This is a genomic window from Citrobacter sp. R56 (genome assembly GCF_016811995.1).
GTDB classification, from domain to species: domain Bacteria; phylum Pseudomonadota; class Gammaproteobacteria; order Enterobacterales; family Enterobacteriaceae; genus Citrobacter_D; species Citrobacter_D enshiensis.
This window is the reverse complement of record NZ_CP069159.1, coordinates 3,460,233-3,472,739: the sequence shown is the minus strand read 5'-3', so window position 1 is coordinate 3,472,739 and position 12,507 is coordinate 3,460,233. Positions and strand designations below refer to the sequence as shown.

Genomic DNA, 12,507 nt, shown 5'->3' with positions numbered 1-12,507 from the left:
ACAATAAAAAAGGCTCGCCGTGGCGAGCCTTTTCTTAATTCATGCCAATTACAGGCTGGAGACGTTTTCGGTCAGGTATTTTGCAACGCCATCCGGAGAGGCGTTCATACCTTCTTTCCCTTTTTCCCACTGAGCCGGGCAAACATCACCGTGCTCTTCGTGGAACTGCAGCGCGTCAACCATACGCAGCATTTCGTCGATGTTACGACCCAGCGGCAGGTCGTTAACAACCTGGTGGCGAACAACGCCGTTCGCGTCGATCAGGAAAGAACCACGCAGCGCCACGCCCGCTTCCGGGTGCTCGATGCCGTAGGCTTTCTGGATTTCGCGTTTGATGTCAGCAACCATTGCGTATTTCACTGCACCGATGCCGCCTTTGTCGACAGGGGTGTTACGCCATGCGTTGTGGACAAATTCAGAGTCAAAAGAAACGCCAACCACTTCAACGCCGCGCTTCTGGAATTCTTCATAACGTTTGTCGAACGCGATCAGTTCTGACGGGCAAACGAAGGTGAAATCCATCGGCCAGAAGAACAGAACGGTTGTTTTACCGTTGGTGTGCTGTTTGAAGTTGAAGTTTTCAACAATCTCACCGCTACCCAGTACCGCAGCTGCTGTGAAATCCGGAGCCTGACGAGTAACCAGTACCATATAATTCTCCTGCAAAGTTAAGGGTTTTTTGGAACGCAACGCGGGCCAGTATAGAGAGTGTTCGGCAATAAGACAAAGAGGCGCTGACAATCGTTCAGTGAGCTTTTACCTATCAATCTGGCTTCTATACATAAAATCATTCAAGTTGAATCAAGGCGGCAAGTCTGAGAACCCCCAGGAGCTTACCCAAGTAAGTGACTGGGGTGAGCAGACGCAGCCAACGCAGAGGCAGTTTGAAGGATGACGTGTAAATTAAAGTTGTTTATTTTTCGCCAGCACCATCATGCGCGGATAAAACTGCCAGAAACGCGCTTCCAGGGCATCGTAGTGGGTATCCAGGTCGTACCAGGAGTCGCGAAGGGCATCAAGACGAGGGCGACGACTGGCCATGCCGTTCAGGACATCCTGTATGAAATCCATATCACTGTAGCGCTCCAGCCACTTTTCTGACCACAGGTAGTTATTCAGATTCACAAAGTGTGGCGGCGATTCCGGCAGAATAATCTCAACCTGGGCATGGGCGTACCGCACAAAGGCCTGTAATGGGAAGTCCGGGGAGAGTTGCGTCCAGTGACGCGACAGGAAGTGATCCCACATTACATCGAGCGTAATGGGCGCTACGCGACGGGTTTGCGCTCGAAACCATTCCCGCGCCTCACGGACCTCCGGCAAGTTGTCGGTCATCACATCGATTCGACGATGCATAAAAATACCGTCCACCACATCAGGCGCATAGTTCGCTTGCGGATTCCCCCGCACAAAATCGGCCAGCAGATTGCCGGAAAGTGAGCTTTCGGCGAGGTACGCCAGGTGTAAGTGAGCAAGAAAATTCATGGTTTAATGTTTATCCAGAGGGGTAAAGGTTGCAGGGAGAACGCCCCGGCACTAGACTACCCGCCTCTTATTTTAGTCAGAGTCAGTGTCATGCGCGTTGCCGATTTTTCCTTTGAATTACCCGAGTCCCTGATTGCCCACTATCCGATGCCTGAGCGCAGTAGTTGCCGCTTACTGTCATTAGACGGGCCGACGGGCGCGCTGACGCACGGTACTTTCACCGATTTACTCGATAAGCTCAACCCTGGCGATCTGCTGGTCTTTAACAACACCCGCGTGATCCCGGCGCGTCTGTTCGGCCGTAAGGCCAGCGGCGGCAAGATTGAAGTGCTGGTTGAGCGTATGCTGGATGACAAGCGTATTCTGGCGCATATTCGCGCGTCTAAAGCGCCGAAGCCAGGCGCTGAATTGCTGCTGGGCGATGATGAGAGCATCAAGGCCACCATGACCGCGCGTCATGACGCGCTGTTTGAAGTCGAATTTAACGACGAACGTCCGGTTCTGGATATCCTCAATGCCATCGGGCATATGCCGTTGCCGCCGTACATCGACCGTCCGGATGAAGACGCCGACCGTGAGCTGTATCAGACGGTTTACGGTGAAAAACCTGGCGCCGTTGCGGCGCCAACCGCAGGTCTGCATTTTGACGATCCTTTGCTCGCCAAACTGCGTGACAAAGGCATCGAGATGGCGTTCGTCACGCTGCATGTCGGCGCCGGGACGTTCCAGCCTGTGCGTGTGGACACCATTGAAGACCACATCATGCACTCCGAATACGCCGAAGTGCCGCAAGACGTTGTGGATGCGGTGCTGGCCGCGAAAGCGCGCGGCAACCGGGTGATTGCGGTAGGTACGACTTCCGTGCGTTCGCTGGAAAGCGCGGCGCAGGCGGCCAAAAACGACCTCATTGAACCGTTCTTCGGCGATACGCAGATTTTTATTTATCCAGGTTATCAATACAAAGTGATTGATGCGCTGGTGACTAACTTCCATCTGCCTGAATCGACACTGATTATGTTGGTTTCGGCGTTTGCGGGTTATAAACACACCATGCACGCCTATCACGAAGCAGTAAAAGCGGAATATCGATTTTTTAGTTACGGTGATGCCATGTTTATCACGTACAATCCGCAGGCTGTTTCTGAGCAACCCTGAGAAGACTATCTCAGGTACTATTTTGCCGCCGTGGAGTGATTCCACGGTGAATGTGTAATCATCAGACTGTTTCTCTGATGCAGGAGAAAAAATGAAATTCGAACTGGATACCACCGACGGACGCGCTCGCCGTGGCCGCCTGGTGTTTGATCGTGGCGTAGTGGAAACGCCTGCTTTTATGCCTGTTGGCACTTACGGCACCGTCAAAGGGATGACGCCGGAAGAAGTTGAAGCCACTGGCGCGCAGATTATTCTCGGCAATACCTTCCACCTGTGGCTGCGCCCGGGTCAGGAAATCATGAAACTGCATGGCGACCTGCACGATTTCATGCAGTGGAAAGGCCCGATTCTCACCGATTCCGGCGGTTTCCAGGTGTTCAGTCTGGGCGATATTCGCACGATCACCGAACAAGGCGTTCACTTCCGCAATCCGATCAACGGCGATCCGATTTTCCTTGATCCTGAAAAGTCCATGGAGATTCAATACGATCTCGGTTCCGATATCGTGATGATTTTCGACGAATGTACTCCCTATCCGGCGGACTGGGACTATGCTAAACGCTCCATGGAGATGTCTTTGCGTTGGGCGAAGCGCAGCCGTGACCGTTTTGACGGCCTTGGCAATAAAAATGCGCTTTTTGGCATCATTCAGGGTAGCGTTTACGAAGATTTACGTGATATATCCGTCAAAGGTCTGGTAGATATCGGCTTTGATGGCTACGCTGTCGGCGGTCTGGCTGTGGGTGAGCCAAAGGAAGATATGCACCGTATTCTGGAGCATGTTTGCCCGCAAATCCCTACGGATAAACCGCGTTACCTGATGGGCGTCGGCAAACCAGAAGATCTGGTTGAAGGCGTGCGTCGTGGTATCGATATGTTTGACTGCGTGATGCCAACGCGAAACGCCCGTAACGGTCACTTGTTCGTGACTGACGGCGTGGTGAAAATTCGTAATGCGAAGCATAAAAGCGACACCAGCCCACTCGATGCCGAGTGTGATTGCTATACCTGTCGCCATTATTCGCGCGCTTACTTGCATCATCTTGACCGTTGCAACGAAATATTGGGCGCGCGACTCAATACCATTCATAACCTTCGTTACTACCAGCGTTTGATGGCGGGTTTACGTAAGGCTATTGAAGAGGGTAAATTAGAGAGCTTCGTGACCGATTTTTACCAACGCCAGGGTCGACCTGTTCCACCTTTGAACGTTGATTAATTTTAATAATGAGGGAATTTGAATGAGCTTTTTTATTTCTGATGCGGTAGCGGCAACAGGTGCTCCGGCGCAGAGCAGCCCGATGTCTCTGATTCTGATGCTGGTGGTGTTTGGTCTGATTTTCTACTTCATGATCCTTCGCCCACAGCAGAAGCGTACCAAAGAACACAAAAATCTGATGAGCTCCATTGCGAAAGGCGATGAAGTACTGACTAATGGTGGCCTGGTGGGTCGTGTGACCAAAGTAGCTGAGTCTGGCTACATTGTTATCGCGCTGAACGACACCACTGAAGTGGTTATCAAACGTGACTTCGTAGCTGCCGTTCTGCCGAAAGGCACCATGAAGGCGCTGTAATTTATTGTTTTCCCAAAGGGAACTGCCGTGTTAAACCGTTATCCTTTGTGGAAGTACATTATGCTGGTCGTCGTGATTGTCGTCGGCCTGCTTTACGCACTTCCCAACCTGTATGGTGAGGATCCGGCTGTTCAAATCACTGGCGCGCGCGGTGTCGCCGCCAGTGAGCAAACGCTGATCCAGGTCCAGAAAACGTTACAAGAAGAAAAAATTACTGCTAAGTCTGTGGCACTGGAAGAGGGCGCTATTCTTGCGCGCTTCGACTCCACCGACATCCAACTGCGCGCACGTGAAGCGCTGGTGGGCGTGCTGGGTGATAAATACGTCGTGGCGCTAAACCTTGCTCCAGCGACCCCGCGTTGGCTGGCTGCTATTCACGCAGAACCGATGAAACTCGGTCTTGACCTGCGTGGCGGCGTTCACTTCCTGATGGAAGTGGATATGGACACCGCTCTGGGTAAGCTGCAGGAGCAAAATATCGATAGCCTGCGCAGCGAACTGCGCGATAAAGGCATTCCTTATACGACTGTACGCAAAGAAGACAAATACGGTCTGAGCATTACGTTCCGTGATGACAAGGCCCGCGATGAGGCGATCGCTTATCTGACGCCCCGCCATCGCGATCTGGTGATCACAAGCCAGGGTAGCAATGTACTGCGTGCGGTAATGACCGATGCTCGCCTGAGCGAAGCCCGCGAATATGCGGTGCAGCAGAACATCAATATCCTGCGTAACCGTGTTAACCAACTGGGTGTTGCTGAGCCTGTCGTACAACGTCAGGGTGCAGACCGCATCGTCGTTGAGCTGCCGGGTATTCAGGATACTGCGCGTGCGAAAGAGATTCTGGGCGCCACCGCGACCCTGGAGTTCCGTCTGGTCAACACCAACGTAGACCAGTCTGCTGCCGCTTCCGGGCGTGTACCGGGCGATTCCGAAGTGAAACAGACCCGCGAAGGTCAGCCTGTTGTGCTGTACAAACGTGTGATCCTGACCGGTGACCATATCACTGACTCCACTTCCAGCCAGGACGAATACAACCAGCCGCAGGTTAACATCTCGCTGGACAGCGCGGGTGGCAACATCATGTCTAACTTCACCAAGGACAATATCGGTAAACCGATGGCGACCCTGTTTGTGGAGTACAAAGACAGCGGTAAGAAAGATGCTAACGGTCGTTCAGTACTGGTGAAGCAGGAAGAGGTGATCAACATCGCCAACATCCAGTCTCGCCTGGGCAACAGCTTCCGTATTACCGGCATCGACAACCCGAACGAAGCGCGTCAGCTCTCTCTGTTGCTGCGTGCCGGTGCGCTGATTGCGCCGATTCAGATTGTTGAAGAACGTACCATCGGCCCAACGCTGGGTATGCAGAACATCGAACAGGGTCTGGAAGCGTGTCTGGCAGGTCTGGCGGTTTCTATTCTGTTCATGATCTTCTTCTATAAGAAGTTCGGTCTGATCGCGACCAGCGCGCTGATTGCTAACCTGGTGCTGATCGTCGGCATCATGTCGTTACTGCCAGGGGCCACGCTGAGTATGCCGGGGATTGCGGGTATCGTGCTAACCCTTGCGGTGGCGGTCGACGCCAACGTACTGATCAACGAACGTATCAAAGAAGAGTTGAGCAACGGGCGTTCAGTGCAGCAGGCAATCAACGAAGGTTATGCGGGTGCATTCAGTTCCATCTTTGATGCGAACATCACTACGCTGATTAAAGTCCTGATCCTGTATGCAGTCGGCACCGGCGCAATCAAAGGCTTCGCTATCACCACCGGTATTGGTGTAGCAACGTCGATGTTTACCGCAATTGTCGGTACGCGTGCCATCGTAAACCTGTTGTATGGCGGCAAACGCATCAACAAGCTGTCAATCTGAGGAGTGCGTTGTGGCACAGGAATATACTGTTGAACAATTGAACCATGGCCGTAAAGTCTGGGACTTTATGCGCTGGGACTACTGGGCTTTCGGCATCTCCGGTCTTTTGCTGATCGCGGCCATTGTGATTATGGGCGTGCGAGGCTTTAACTGGGGGCTGGATTTCACCGGTGGTACGGTTATTGAGATTACGCTGGAAAAACCAGCAGAAATAGATGTCATGCGTGAAGCGTTGCAGAAGGCGGGTTTTGAAGAGCCGCAACTGCAAAACTTCGGCAGCAGCCACGACATTATGGTGCGCATGCCGCCGACGGAAGGCGAAAATGGCGGTCAGGTGTTAGGCAGCAAAGTGCTGACGATCATCAACGAAGCCACCGACCAGAATGCGGCTGTGAAGCGTATTGAGTTTGTCGGACCAAGCGTGGGTGCCGATCTGGCGCAAACGGGTGCCATGGCGTTGATTGTGGCGCTGATCTCCATCCTGGTGTACGTCGGTTTCCGCTTTGAGTGGCGACTGGCGGCAGGTGTGGTTATCTCTCTTGCGCACGACGTGATCATTACGCTGGGCGTGCTGTCGCTGTTCCATATCGAGATTGACCTGACTATCGTCGCATCGCTGATGTCGGTCATCGGTTACTCGCTGAACGACAGCATCGTGGTTTCTGACCGTATTCGTGAAAACTTCCGTAAGATTCGTCGCGGTACGCCTTACGAGATCTTTAACGTCTCCCTGACCCAGACGTTGCACCGTACCTTGATCACTTCCGGTACCACTTTGATGGTTATCCTGATGCTGTTCCTCTTCGGTGGTCCGGTACTGGAAGGCTTCTCACTGACCATGCTGATCGGTGTATCCATCGGTACGGCTTCATCCATCTATGTCGCATCAGCGCTGGCGCTGAAGCTGGGGATGAAACGCGAGCACATGCTGCAGCAGAAAGTCGAGAAAGAAGGGGCGGATCAGCCGTCAATTCTGCCTTAAGCAGACGTTCATGCTGTCATAGAAATCCCGGTCAAATGACCGGGATTTTTTTTGCTTATCCGTTTGAGTTTGCGGAAGTAAAACCCATTGTTCTCGGGGGAGGTGTTACTGCATGTGCGTGATGGCACTTTTATGCCATCAGGAGGAAAGGGCGATCTTCTGTCAGTTGAACTGTGCGTCTCTGTTCTTTTGATATTGACCCATTTGGACATAACCAATATGGTCAGCCATTAACTGCGCTTCGTGCTCACTGTGCGTCACCAGCAGCGCGGTTTGCCCCGCGTCCCGCAAAATATCCCGAACCTCTGTGCCGAGGCGCTCGCGTGTTTTTTTATCCAGGCTGGAAAAGGGTTCATCCAGCAGCAGGATGTCCGGATGCGGCGCCAGCGCACGGGCTAATGCGATACGTTGCTGTTGTCCGCCAGAGAGCTCATGAGGATAGCGGCCCGCATGGCTGTGCAATTCCACCATTCTTAGCAGTTCCGTCACTCTGGCCTGTTGCGCCTCACGCGGCATCCGGCGTAAACCAAACGCCACGTTTTGTTGCGCTGTCAGATGGGGGAATAACGCATATTCCTGAAATACCATCCCGACATGACGTTTCTCTGGCGGCAGATGTATGCCCGGTCCGGCGACTCGTCGTTGTGAAACATAAATCTCACCGCTTCGCAACCGTTCAAATCCGGCAACGGCACGTAACACCGTGGTTTTTCCGCAGCCGGAGGCACCCAGCAAACAGGCCAGTTCACCTTTACGCAAGGACATTGAAAATCCGTTCAGCACCGATTGCTGGCTGTTGCCATAGGCAACATGCACATCCTCAAGGCGTAATGCAATTTCTGACATTGTCGTTCCTTTAGTGGCGGCGCGTCAGTTGATGACGAACCAGCAAAATAACCGGCAGTGTGCCTGCAAGAACAATCATTAAGGCGGCAATAGCCCCTTCCTCATAGGTTCCGCGAGCGGCTTCTGCATAAAGCAACGTTGCCAGCGTCTCGAAGTTGACCGGACGTAAAAGCAGCGTCGTGGGCAACTCTTTCATCGCATCGGCAAAGACTAATAATGCGCTACTCACCAACGCCGGGCGCAATAACGGGAAGTGAACCCGGGCAAACGTTCCTGCGCCATTCTCCCCTAACAAACGCGAGGCTTGCTCAAGGGAAGGGGGGATGCGGCCGAGCCCGGAATCCAGTGCGCCGATGGCAATGGCCTGGAAACGCATGGCACAGCAGATAACCAGTAATATGCCCGCAGACATCAACGGCAAGCCGCGAATTTCCAGTAAATCTGCCAGCCATTTATCGACCGCCATCGCTGGCGTCAGAAAACCAATCGCCAGAATGGTCCCCGGAACCGCGTAGCCCAGGGAGGCCAGGCGCATGACGCCGCGACGAAATCCCGGCATCGCGTTGTCAGCAGCACTATGGCGCGCACTCCACGCCACCAGCAAACTGACGCACACAACCACAAGGGTGGTTCCCGCCGCCAGCGTCAGCGTGTTTTGCAATGCCGAAAGTAACGAGGCGGAAAGCGGATTCTCTTCACCTAACCGTTTTAGGCTTTCCCAGACCAAAAACAGGACCGGAGCCAGAAACCCGAGGATCACCGGCAGCGCAATGATCGCGCCGAGAAGCCATCCGCGCCAGCCGTGTACGCGTGTGGGTTGAATTTCCCGCAGGCTGCGGCTGCTAAACCCCTGTTTCCTGCGGCCATAAAATTCCAGCGTCAGAATGCAGAAAATAAACATCAGCATCATGCAGGCGATTTGCGCAGCGGATGCCAAATCAGAGCGAGAAATCCAGGTGGTGTACACGGTGACGGTCAGGGTTTGCACGCCGAGAAATTCGGACGCGCCAATGTCGTTCAGCGTTTCCAGCAACGCCAGACTGATACCGACTGCCAGCGCCGGGCGTGCCAGCGGCAGCGCAACGCGGAAGAAGGTCCCGGCAGCGCCGCAGCCCAACGTGCGGGCAGCTTCCAGCAGGTGTGCTGGCTGGCTAATAAACATTGCCCGGGTCGTCAGGTAAACATAAGGGTACAACACTAAACCGAGCAGAATAATGGCGCCTGGGAGTGAGCGCAAATCAGGCAGACGGAACTGTCTCGGGCTGTCAAACCCCAATAAAAAACGGATGAATGTTTGCAGCGGGCCGATGGGATGCATTAAATCGAGCCAGGCAAATGCCACAATATAGGTCGGCATTGCCAGCGGCAGCAGCAGCGCCCAACTGAGGATTTTACGCCCGGGGAAGTCCCATGCCGTGACCGCCCATGCGCTGCCGACGCCAATGACGCCCACCATCACCGCTACCCCCGCCAGTAACAGCACGGTATTTTTCAGAACGGAGGGCAGCACAAAGGTAATGAGATTATCCCAATGGGAGAAGTCAGCCTGTGTTGCCTGCCAGATGAGCGCCACGATAGGGGTGAGTACGCCCAGCGCAATACACAGCGCGCCAAGATGCAGCGGCGTTAATAACGACTGCGGCCCGGAAACCAGGCCGCGTAACGTCGTCAGATGAAGTGACTTATTGATCGAATCCAACTTTATCAACCAGGAGGCTTGCTTGTTTACGGTATTTCACAATTTCAGTTAACGGAACTTTGTCGACGTCAATCTCACCAATGGTCGCGCTGATAACAGGATCAAGCGTGACGCCTTTCAACACCGGATATTCAAAGTTTGCTTTGGCGTAGAGCTGCTGGGCTGGCGCAGACACCAGGTATTCCATCAGTTTTATGGCCTCTGCTTTATTCGGCGCGTAGCGGGCCACTGCGGCACCACTGATATTCACATGGGTGCCGCCTTGCTCAAAGGTCGGCTTAACGACTTTAATAGCGTCACCCCAACGGCGCGCATCGCTGCCTTCTTTTGCATTTTTCATGTGGCCGACGTAATAGGAGTTCGCCAGACCGATATCACAAATGCCGCCGAGAATATCCCGGGCGACGTCACGGTCACCGCCGGTGGCTTTACGCGCCAGGTTCGCCTTCACGCCACGCAGCCACTCTTCGGTTTTCGCTTCACCGTGGTGGGCAATCATGGCGGCAATCAGCGCCGTGTTATAAGGATGCTGCCCGGAACGGATACACACTTTACCTTTGTATTCCGGGCTGGAAAGCTGTTCGTAATGCCAGTTATCAATGGGCAGGGATTTGTCCGCATAGAGCACACGGGCGCGCATAGACAGCGCGAACCACTGATTATCTTCACCGCGTAAATTGGCCGGAATAGCCGCCTTCAGCGCGTCTGACTGTACCGGCTGCGTCACGCCCGCTTCGACTAAATCGATGAGATTACCGGCATCGACGGTCATCAGCAGGTCAGCAGGGGAATTTTTACCTTCCGCTTTCACGCGTTCGAGCATGCCGTCTTTAATATAAACCGTGCTCACTTTGACGCCGCTGGATTGTGTCCAGCTATCGAGTAATGGCTGAATCAGGCCAGGTTCACGCGTGGTGTAGAGGGTCAATGTCTCCTCGGCCAGCGCGGGTGCGCTGAAACAGAGAGCCAGGGCTGATGCAAGAGTGATTCGGTGCAGTCTGATGCTGGGCAGAGCATTCATCGTTTTTATCCCGGAGTAATTGGAACTAATCGTGATCCGAACAGGAGCCTGTTCTTCAGGCGCGCATACAATAAATGATAATCAGTAGCAGTGACAATTATGGGGAAATGCAACTGATTCACATTTACAAAACTTTAATCAACGATGTGATATGGCAGGGGCGGCGGCGTCGATGAGGGGAACGACGGAATGTAAAAACGGTGATCACTACTGACAGTATGCTGTCAGTAGCCCTGCTTTATGATCTCTCCTGAACTCACCCAAACAGGCAGGAGGAACCATGAAAAGCATTATTAATTGGTTTGAAATTCCGGTTGCGGATATGGAGCGCGCCATTGCGTTCTATGAGCCGGTGATGCAGATGTCGCTACGCCGTGAAAAAATGGATTGCGCTGATCTGGCCGTTTTCCCCTATGACGAACCGGCAACCGGGGGCGCACTGGCAAAATTTGATGGGATTACGCCATCGACGCACGGCGCTATTATTTATCTGCATACGGCAGATCTGGCGGCATCACTTGAACGCGTCACTACCGCTGGCGGCGAGTGCGTCTTTGGGCCGCTCGACCTGGGGCAGAATATCGGCACTATTGCGCTGTTTACCGACAGTGAAGGCAATCGTGTTGGCCTGCATCAACCCGTGTAATCATCGCTAACACAGAGAGTGAAAATGACCCGACGCGCCGACCGCTTGTTTCAGATTGTGCAAATCCTGCGTGGCAGGCGGCTGACAACGGCGGCGCTGCTGGCCGAACGGCTCGAGGTTTCCGAGCGGACAATCTATCGCGATATCCGCGACCTTTCATTATCCGGTGTACCAGTGGAAGGCGAAGCGGGGATCGGGTATCGCTTAATTGCGGGCTTTGATCTGCCTCCGCTGATGTTAACGCACCGCGAATCAGAAGCGTTGATGGTGGCCATTCGTTTGCTGAAAACATGGGGAGGGGATTCCCTTTCGCGGGAACTGGAGTCCGCGCAGGAGAAGGTGCTGGCGATATTGCCGGAAGAGAGCCGCCGCCGGGCTGAGCAGACGAGGATATTTGCGCCTGATTTTGGTACGCAGCCGCATTCCCGCAGTGCCTTTGATCTCATTCACCAGGCGGTATCGGTGCAGCAGGTACTGGCGTTGCATTATCGCGATGAAGCCGGACATCTCAGCTGGCGGGACGTGCAGCCGCTCGGGATGTTCTTCTGGGCAGAACACTGGCTGTTGATTGCCTGGTGTGAGCGGCGTGAAGATTACCGCTGTTTTCGCGTTGACCGTTGCCTGCAGATTACCCCGCTTGACCGACGTTTCCGTGAAGACGCTAACCGCTCGTTGAGTGATTTCTTGCGTAAAGTGCAATGTGAAGAAAGGCCGTAAATAGTCCTCTCTCCGGGATTGATAAAAAGTCAGCTTCGCGGGAAACTGCACATGACCTTATAGTTAACCCTGGTACTTCATCATCATGGCGATAATCCCCAAAAATTATGCGCGGCTGGAAAGCGGCTATCGTGAAAAAGCGCTGAAACTCTTCCCCTGGGTCTGTGGGCGTTGCTCGCGCGAGTTTGTCTACTCGAACCTGCGTGAATTGACGGTACATCATATGGATCACGACCACACCAATAATCCGGAAGATGGCAGTAACTGGGAACTGCTTTGCCTCTACTGCCACGATCACGAGCATTCAAAATACACTGAGGCCGATCTGTATGGTTCCACGGTCATTGCCGGGGAAGATGCGCAGAAGGATGTCGGGGAAGCGAAGTACAATCCGTTCGCTGATTTGAAAGCGATGATGGATAAGAAGAAATAAAAAAAGCACCGACGCTATTTTCGTTCGGTGCTTTTTTTGCCCGGTGCCGCTTAGCTTGCCGGGCCTACGATAAT

At 53.6% G+C, this 12,507-nt stretch carries 13 protein-coding genes; 8 read left to right on the top strand and 5 right to left on the bottom strand.

Translation table 11 applies throughout. The features are described 5' to 3' along the window. Positions 1–48: 48 nt before the first annotated feature. Both JM656_RS16440 and acpH read right to left on the bottom strand, forming a co-directional pair. Positions 49–651 carry a peroxiredoxin gene (locus tag JM656_RS16440; protein ID WP_003021524.1) on the bottom strand — a complete coding sequence of 201 codons (603 nt, stop codon included), beginning with the start codon at positions 649–651 and terminating at the stop codon, positions 49–51. A gap of 252 nt (positions 652–903) precedes the next feature. Then, entirely contained in the window at positions 904–1,485 is a 582-nt protein-coding gene (acpH, locus tag JM656_RS16435; RefSeq protein ID WP_203358692.1) for an ACP phosphodiesterase, read from the bottom strand. A gap of 90 nt (positions 1,486–1,575) precedes the next feature. On the opposite strand from acpH, the gene queA reads away from it, so the two are divergent. The 5 genes from queA to secF all read left to right on the top strand — a co-directional run bounded on the left by queA (position 1,576) and on the right by secF (position 7,071). Continuing rightward, positions 1,576–2,640, top strand: a complete 1,065-nt coding sequence (gene queA, locus JM656_RS16430; RefSeq protein WP_203358691.1) for a tRNA preQ1(34) S-adenosylmethionine ribosyltransferase-isomerase QueA — start codon at positions 1,576–1,578, stop codon at positions 2,638–2,640. Positions 2,641–2,731: 91 nt separating this feature from the next. After that, the gene (tgt, locus tag JM656_RS16425) at positions 2,732–3,859 is read left to right on the top strand and encodes a tRNA guanosine(34) transglycosylase Tgt (protein ID WP_203358690.1); all 1,128 of its coding nucleotides are present in this window, start codon (positions 2,732–2,734) and stop codon (positions 3,857–3,859) included. Between the two features lie 22 nt (positions 3,860–3,881). Continuing rightward, on the top strand, positions 3,882–4,214 hold the full coding sequence (yajC, locus tag JM656_RS16420; RefSeq protein ID WP_203358689.1) for a preprotein translocase subunit YajC: 333 nt from the start codon (positions 3,882–3,884) through the stop codon (positions 4,212–4,214). Positions 4,215–4,241: 27 nt separating this feature from the next. Then, positions 4,242–6,089: a protein translocase subunit SecD gene (secD, locus tag JM656_RS16415; RefSeq protein ID WP_192611349.1), complete on the top strand. Its 1,848-nt coding sequence runs from the start codon at positions 4,242–4,244 to the stop codon at positions 6,087–6,089. Between the two features lie 10 nt (positions 6,090–6,099). Then, a complete protein-coding gene (gene secF, locus JM656_RS16410) occupies positions 6,100–7,071 on the top strand; it encodes a protein translocase subunit SecF (RefSeq protein WP_203358688.1) in 972 nt (323 codons plus the stop codon). A gap of 162 nt (positions 7,072–7,233) precedes the next feature. Here secF and JM656_RS16405 read toward each other — a convergent pair whose 3' ends face one another. The 3 genes from JM656_RS16405 to JM656_RS16395 are packed head-to-tail and all read right to left on the bottom strand — an operon-like array spanning position 7,234 to position 10,637. Beyond that, on the bottom strand, positions 7,234–7,917 hold the full coding sequence (locus JM656_RS16405; RefSeq protein WP_203358687.1) for an ABC transporter ATP-binding protein: 684 nt from the start codon (positions 7,915–7,917) through the stop codon (positions 7,234–7,236). Between the two features lie 10 nt (positions 7,918–7,927). Then, positions 7,928–9,616: an iron ABC transporter permease gene (locus JM656_RS16400; RefSeq protein WP_203358686.1), complete on the bottom strand. Its 1,689-nt coding sequence runs from the start codon at positions 9,614–9,616 to the stop codon at positions 7,928–7,930. Beyond that, complete coding sequence (locus JM656_RS16395; protein ID WP_192611353.1) at positions 9,600–10,637, bottom strand: extracellular solute-binding protein; 1,038 nt, start codon at positions 10,635–10,637, stop codon at positions 9,600–9,602. Before JM656_RS16395 ends, JM656_RS16400 begins: the two co-directional genes overlap by 17 nt. A gap of 280 nt (positions 10,638–10,917) precedes the next feature. On the opposite strand from JM656_RS16395, the gene JM656_RS16390 reads away from it, so the two are divergent. The 3 genes from JM656_RS16390 (at position 10,918) to yajD (ending at position 12,433) form a co-directional block, all read left to right on the top strand. Beyond that, positions 10,918–11,283 carry a VOC family protein gene (locus JM656_RS16390; protein ID WP_203358685.1) on the top strand — a complete coding sequence of 122 codons (366 nt, stop codon included), beginning with the start codon at positions 10,918–10,920 and terminating at the stop codon, positions 11,281–11,283. A 24-nt stretch (positions 11,284–11,307) separates the two neighbouring features. After that, entirely contained in the window at positions 11,308–12,000 is a 693-nt protein-coding gene (locus tag JM656_RS16385; protein WP_203358684.1) for a YafY family protein, read from the top strand. Positions 12,001–12,085: 85 nt separating this feature from the next. Then, positions 12,086–12,433 carry an HNH nuclease YajD gene (gene yajD / locus JM656_RS16380; protein WP_192611356.1) on the top strand — a complete coding sequence of 116 codons (348 nt, stop codon included), beginning with the start codon at positions 12,086–12,088 and terminating at the stop codon, positions 12,431–12,433. Positions 12,434–12,507 lie beyond the last annotated feature (74 nt).

Excerpts from the sequence above, each read along its gene's own strand:
- acpH (WP_203358692.1), bottom strand. The coding sequence starts at position 1,485 with ATGAATTTTCTTGCTCACTTACACCTGGCGTACCTCGCCGAAAGCTCA.
- queA (WP_203358691.1), top strand. The coding sequence starts at position 1,576 with ATGCGCGTTGCCGATTTTTCCTTTGAATTACCCGAGTCCCTGATTGCC.
- JM656_RS16390 (WP_203358685.1), top strand. The coding sequence starts at position 10,918 with ATGAAAAGCATTATTAATTGGTTTGAAATTCCGGTTGCGGATATGGAG.
- JM656_RS16385 (WP_203358684.1), top strand. The coding sequence starts at position 11,308 with ATGACCCGACGCGCCGACCGCTTGTTTCAGATTGTGCAAATCCTGCGT.
- yajD (WP_192611356.1), top strand. The coding sequence starts at position 12,086 with ATGGCGATAATCCCCAAAAATTATGCGCGGCTGGAAAGCGGCTATCGT.
- tgt (WP_203358690.1), top strand. The coding sequence starts at position 2,732 with ATGAAATTCGAACTGGATACCACCGACGGACGCGCTCGCCGTGGCCGC.
- JM656_RS16440 (WP_003021524.1), bottom strand. The coding sequence starts at position 651 with ATGGTACTGGTTACTCGTCAGGCTCCGGATTTCACAGCAGCTGCGGTA.
- yajC (WP_203358689.1), top strand. The coding sequence starts at position 3,882 with ATGAGCTTTTTTATTTCTGATGCGGTAGCGGCAACAGGTGCTCCGGCG.
- JM656_RS16395 (WP_192611353.1), bottom strand. The coding sequence starts at position 10,637 with ATGAATGCTCTGCCCAGCATCAGACTGCACCGAATCACTCTTGCATCA.
- JM656_RS16405 (WP_203358687.1), bottom strand. The coding sequence starts at position 7,917 with ATGTCAGAAATTGCATTACGCCTTGAGGATGTGCATGTTGCCTATGGC.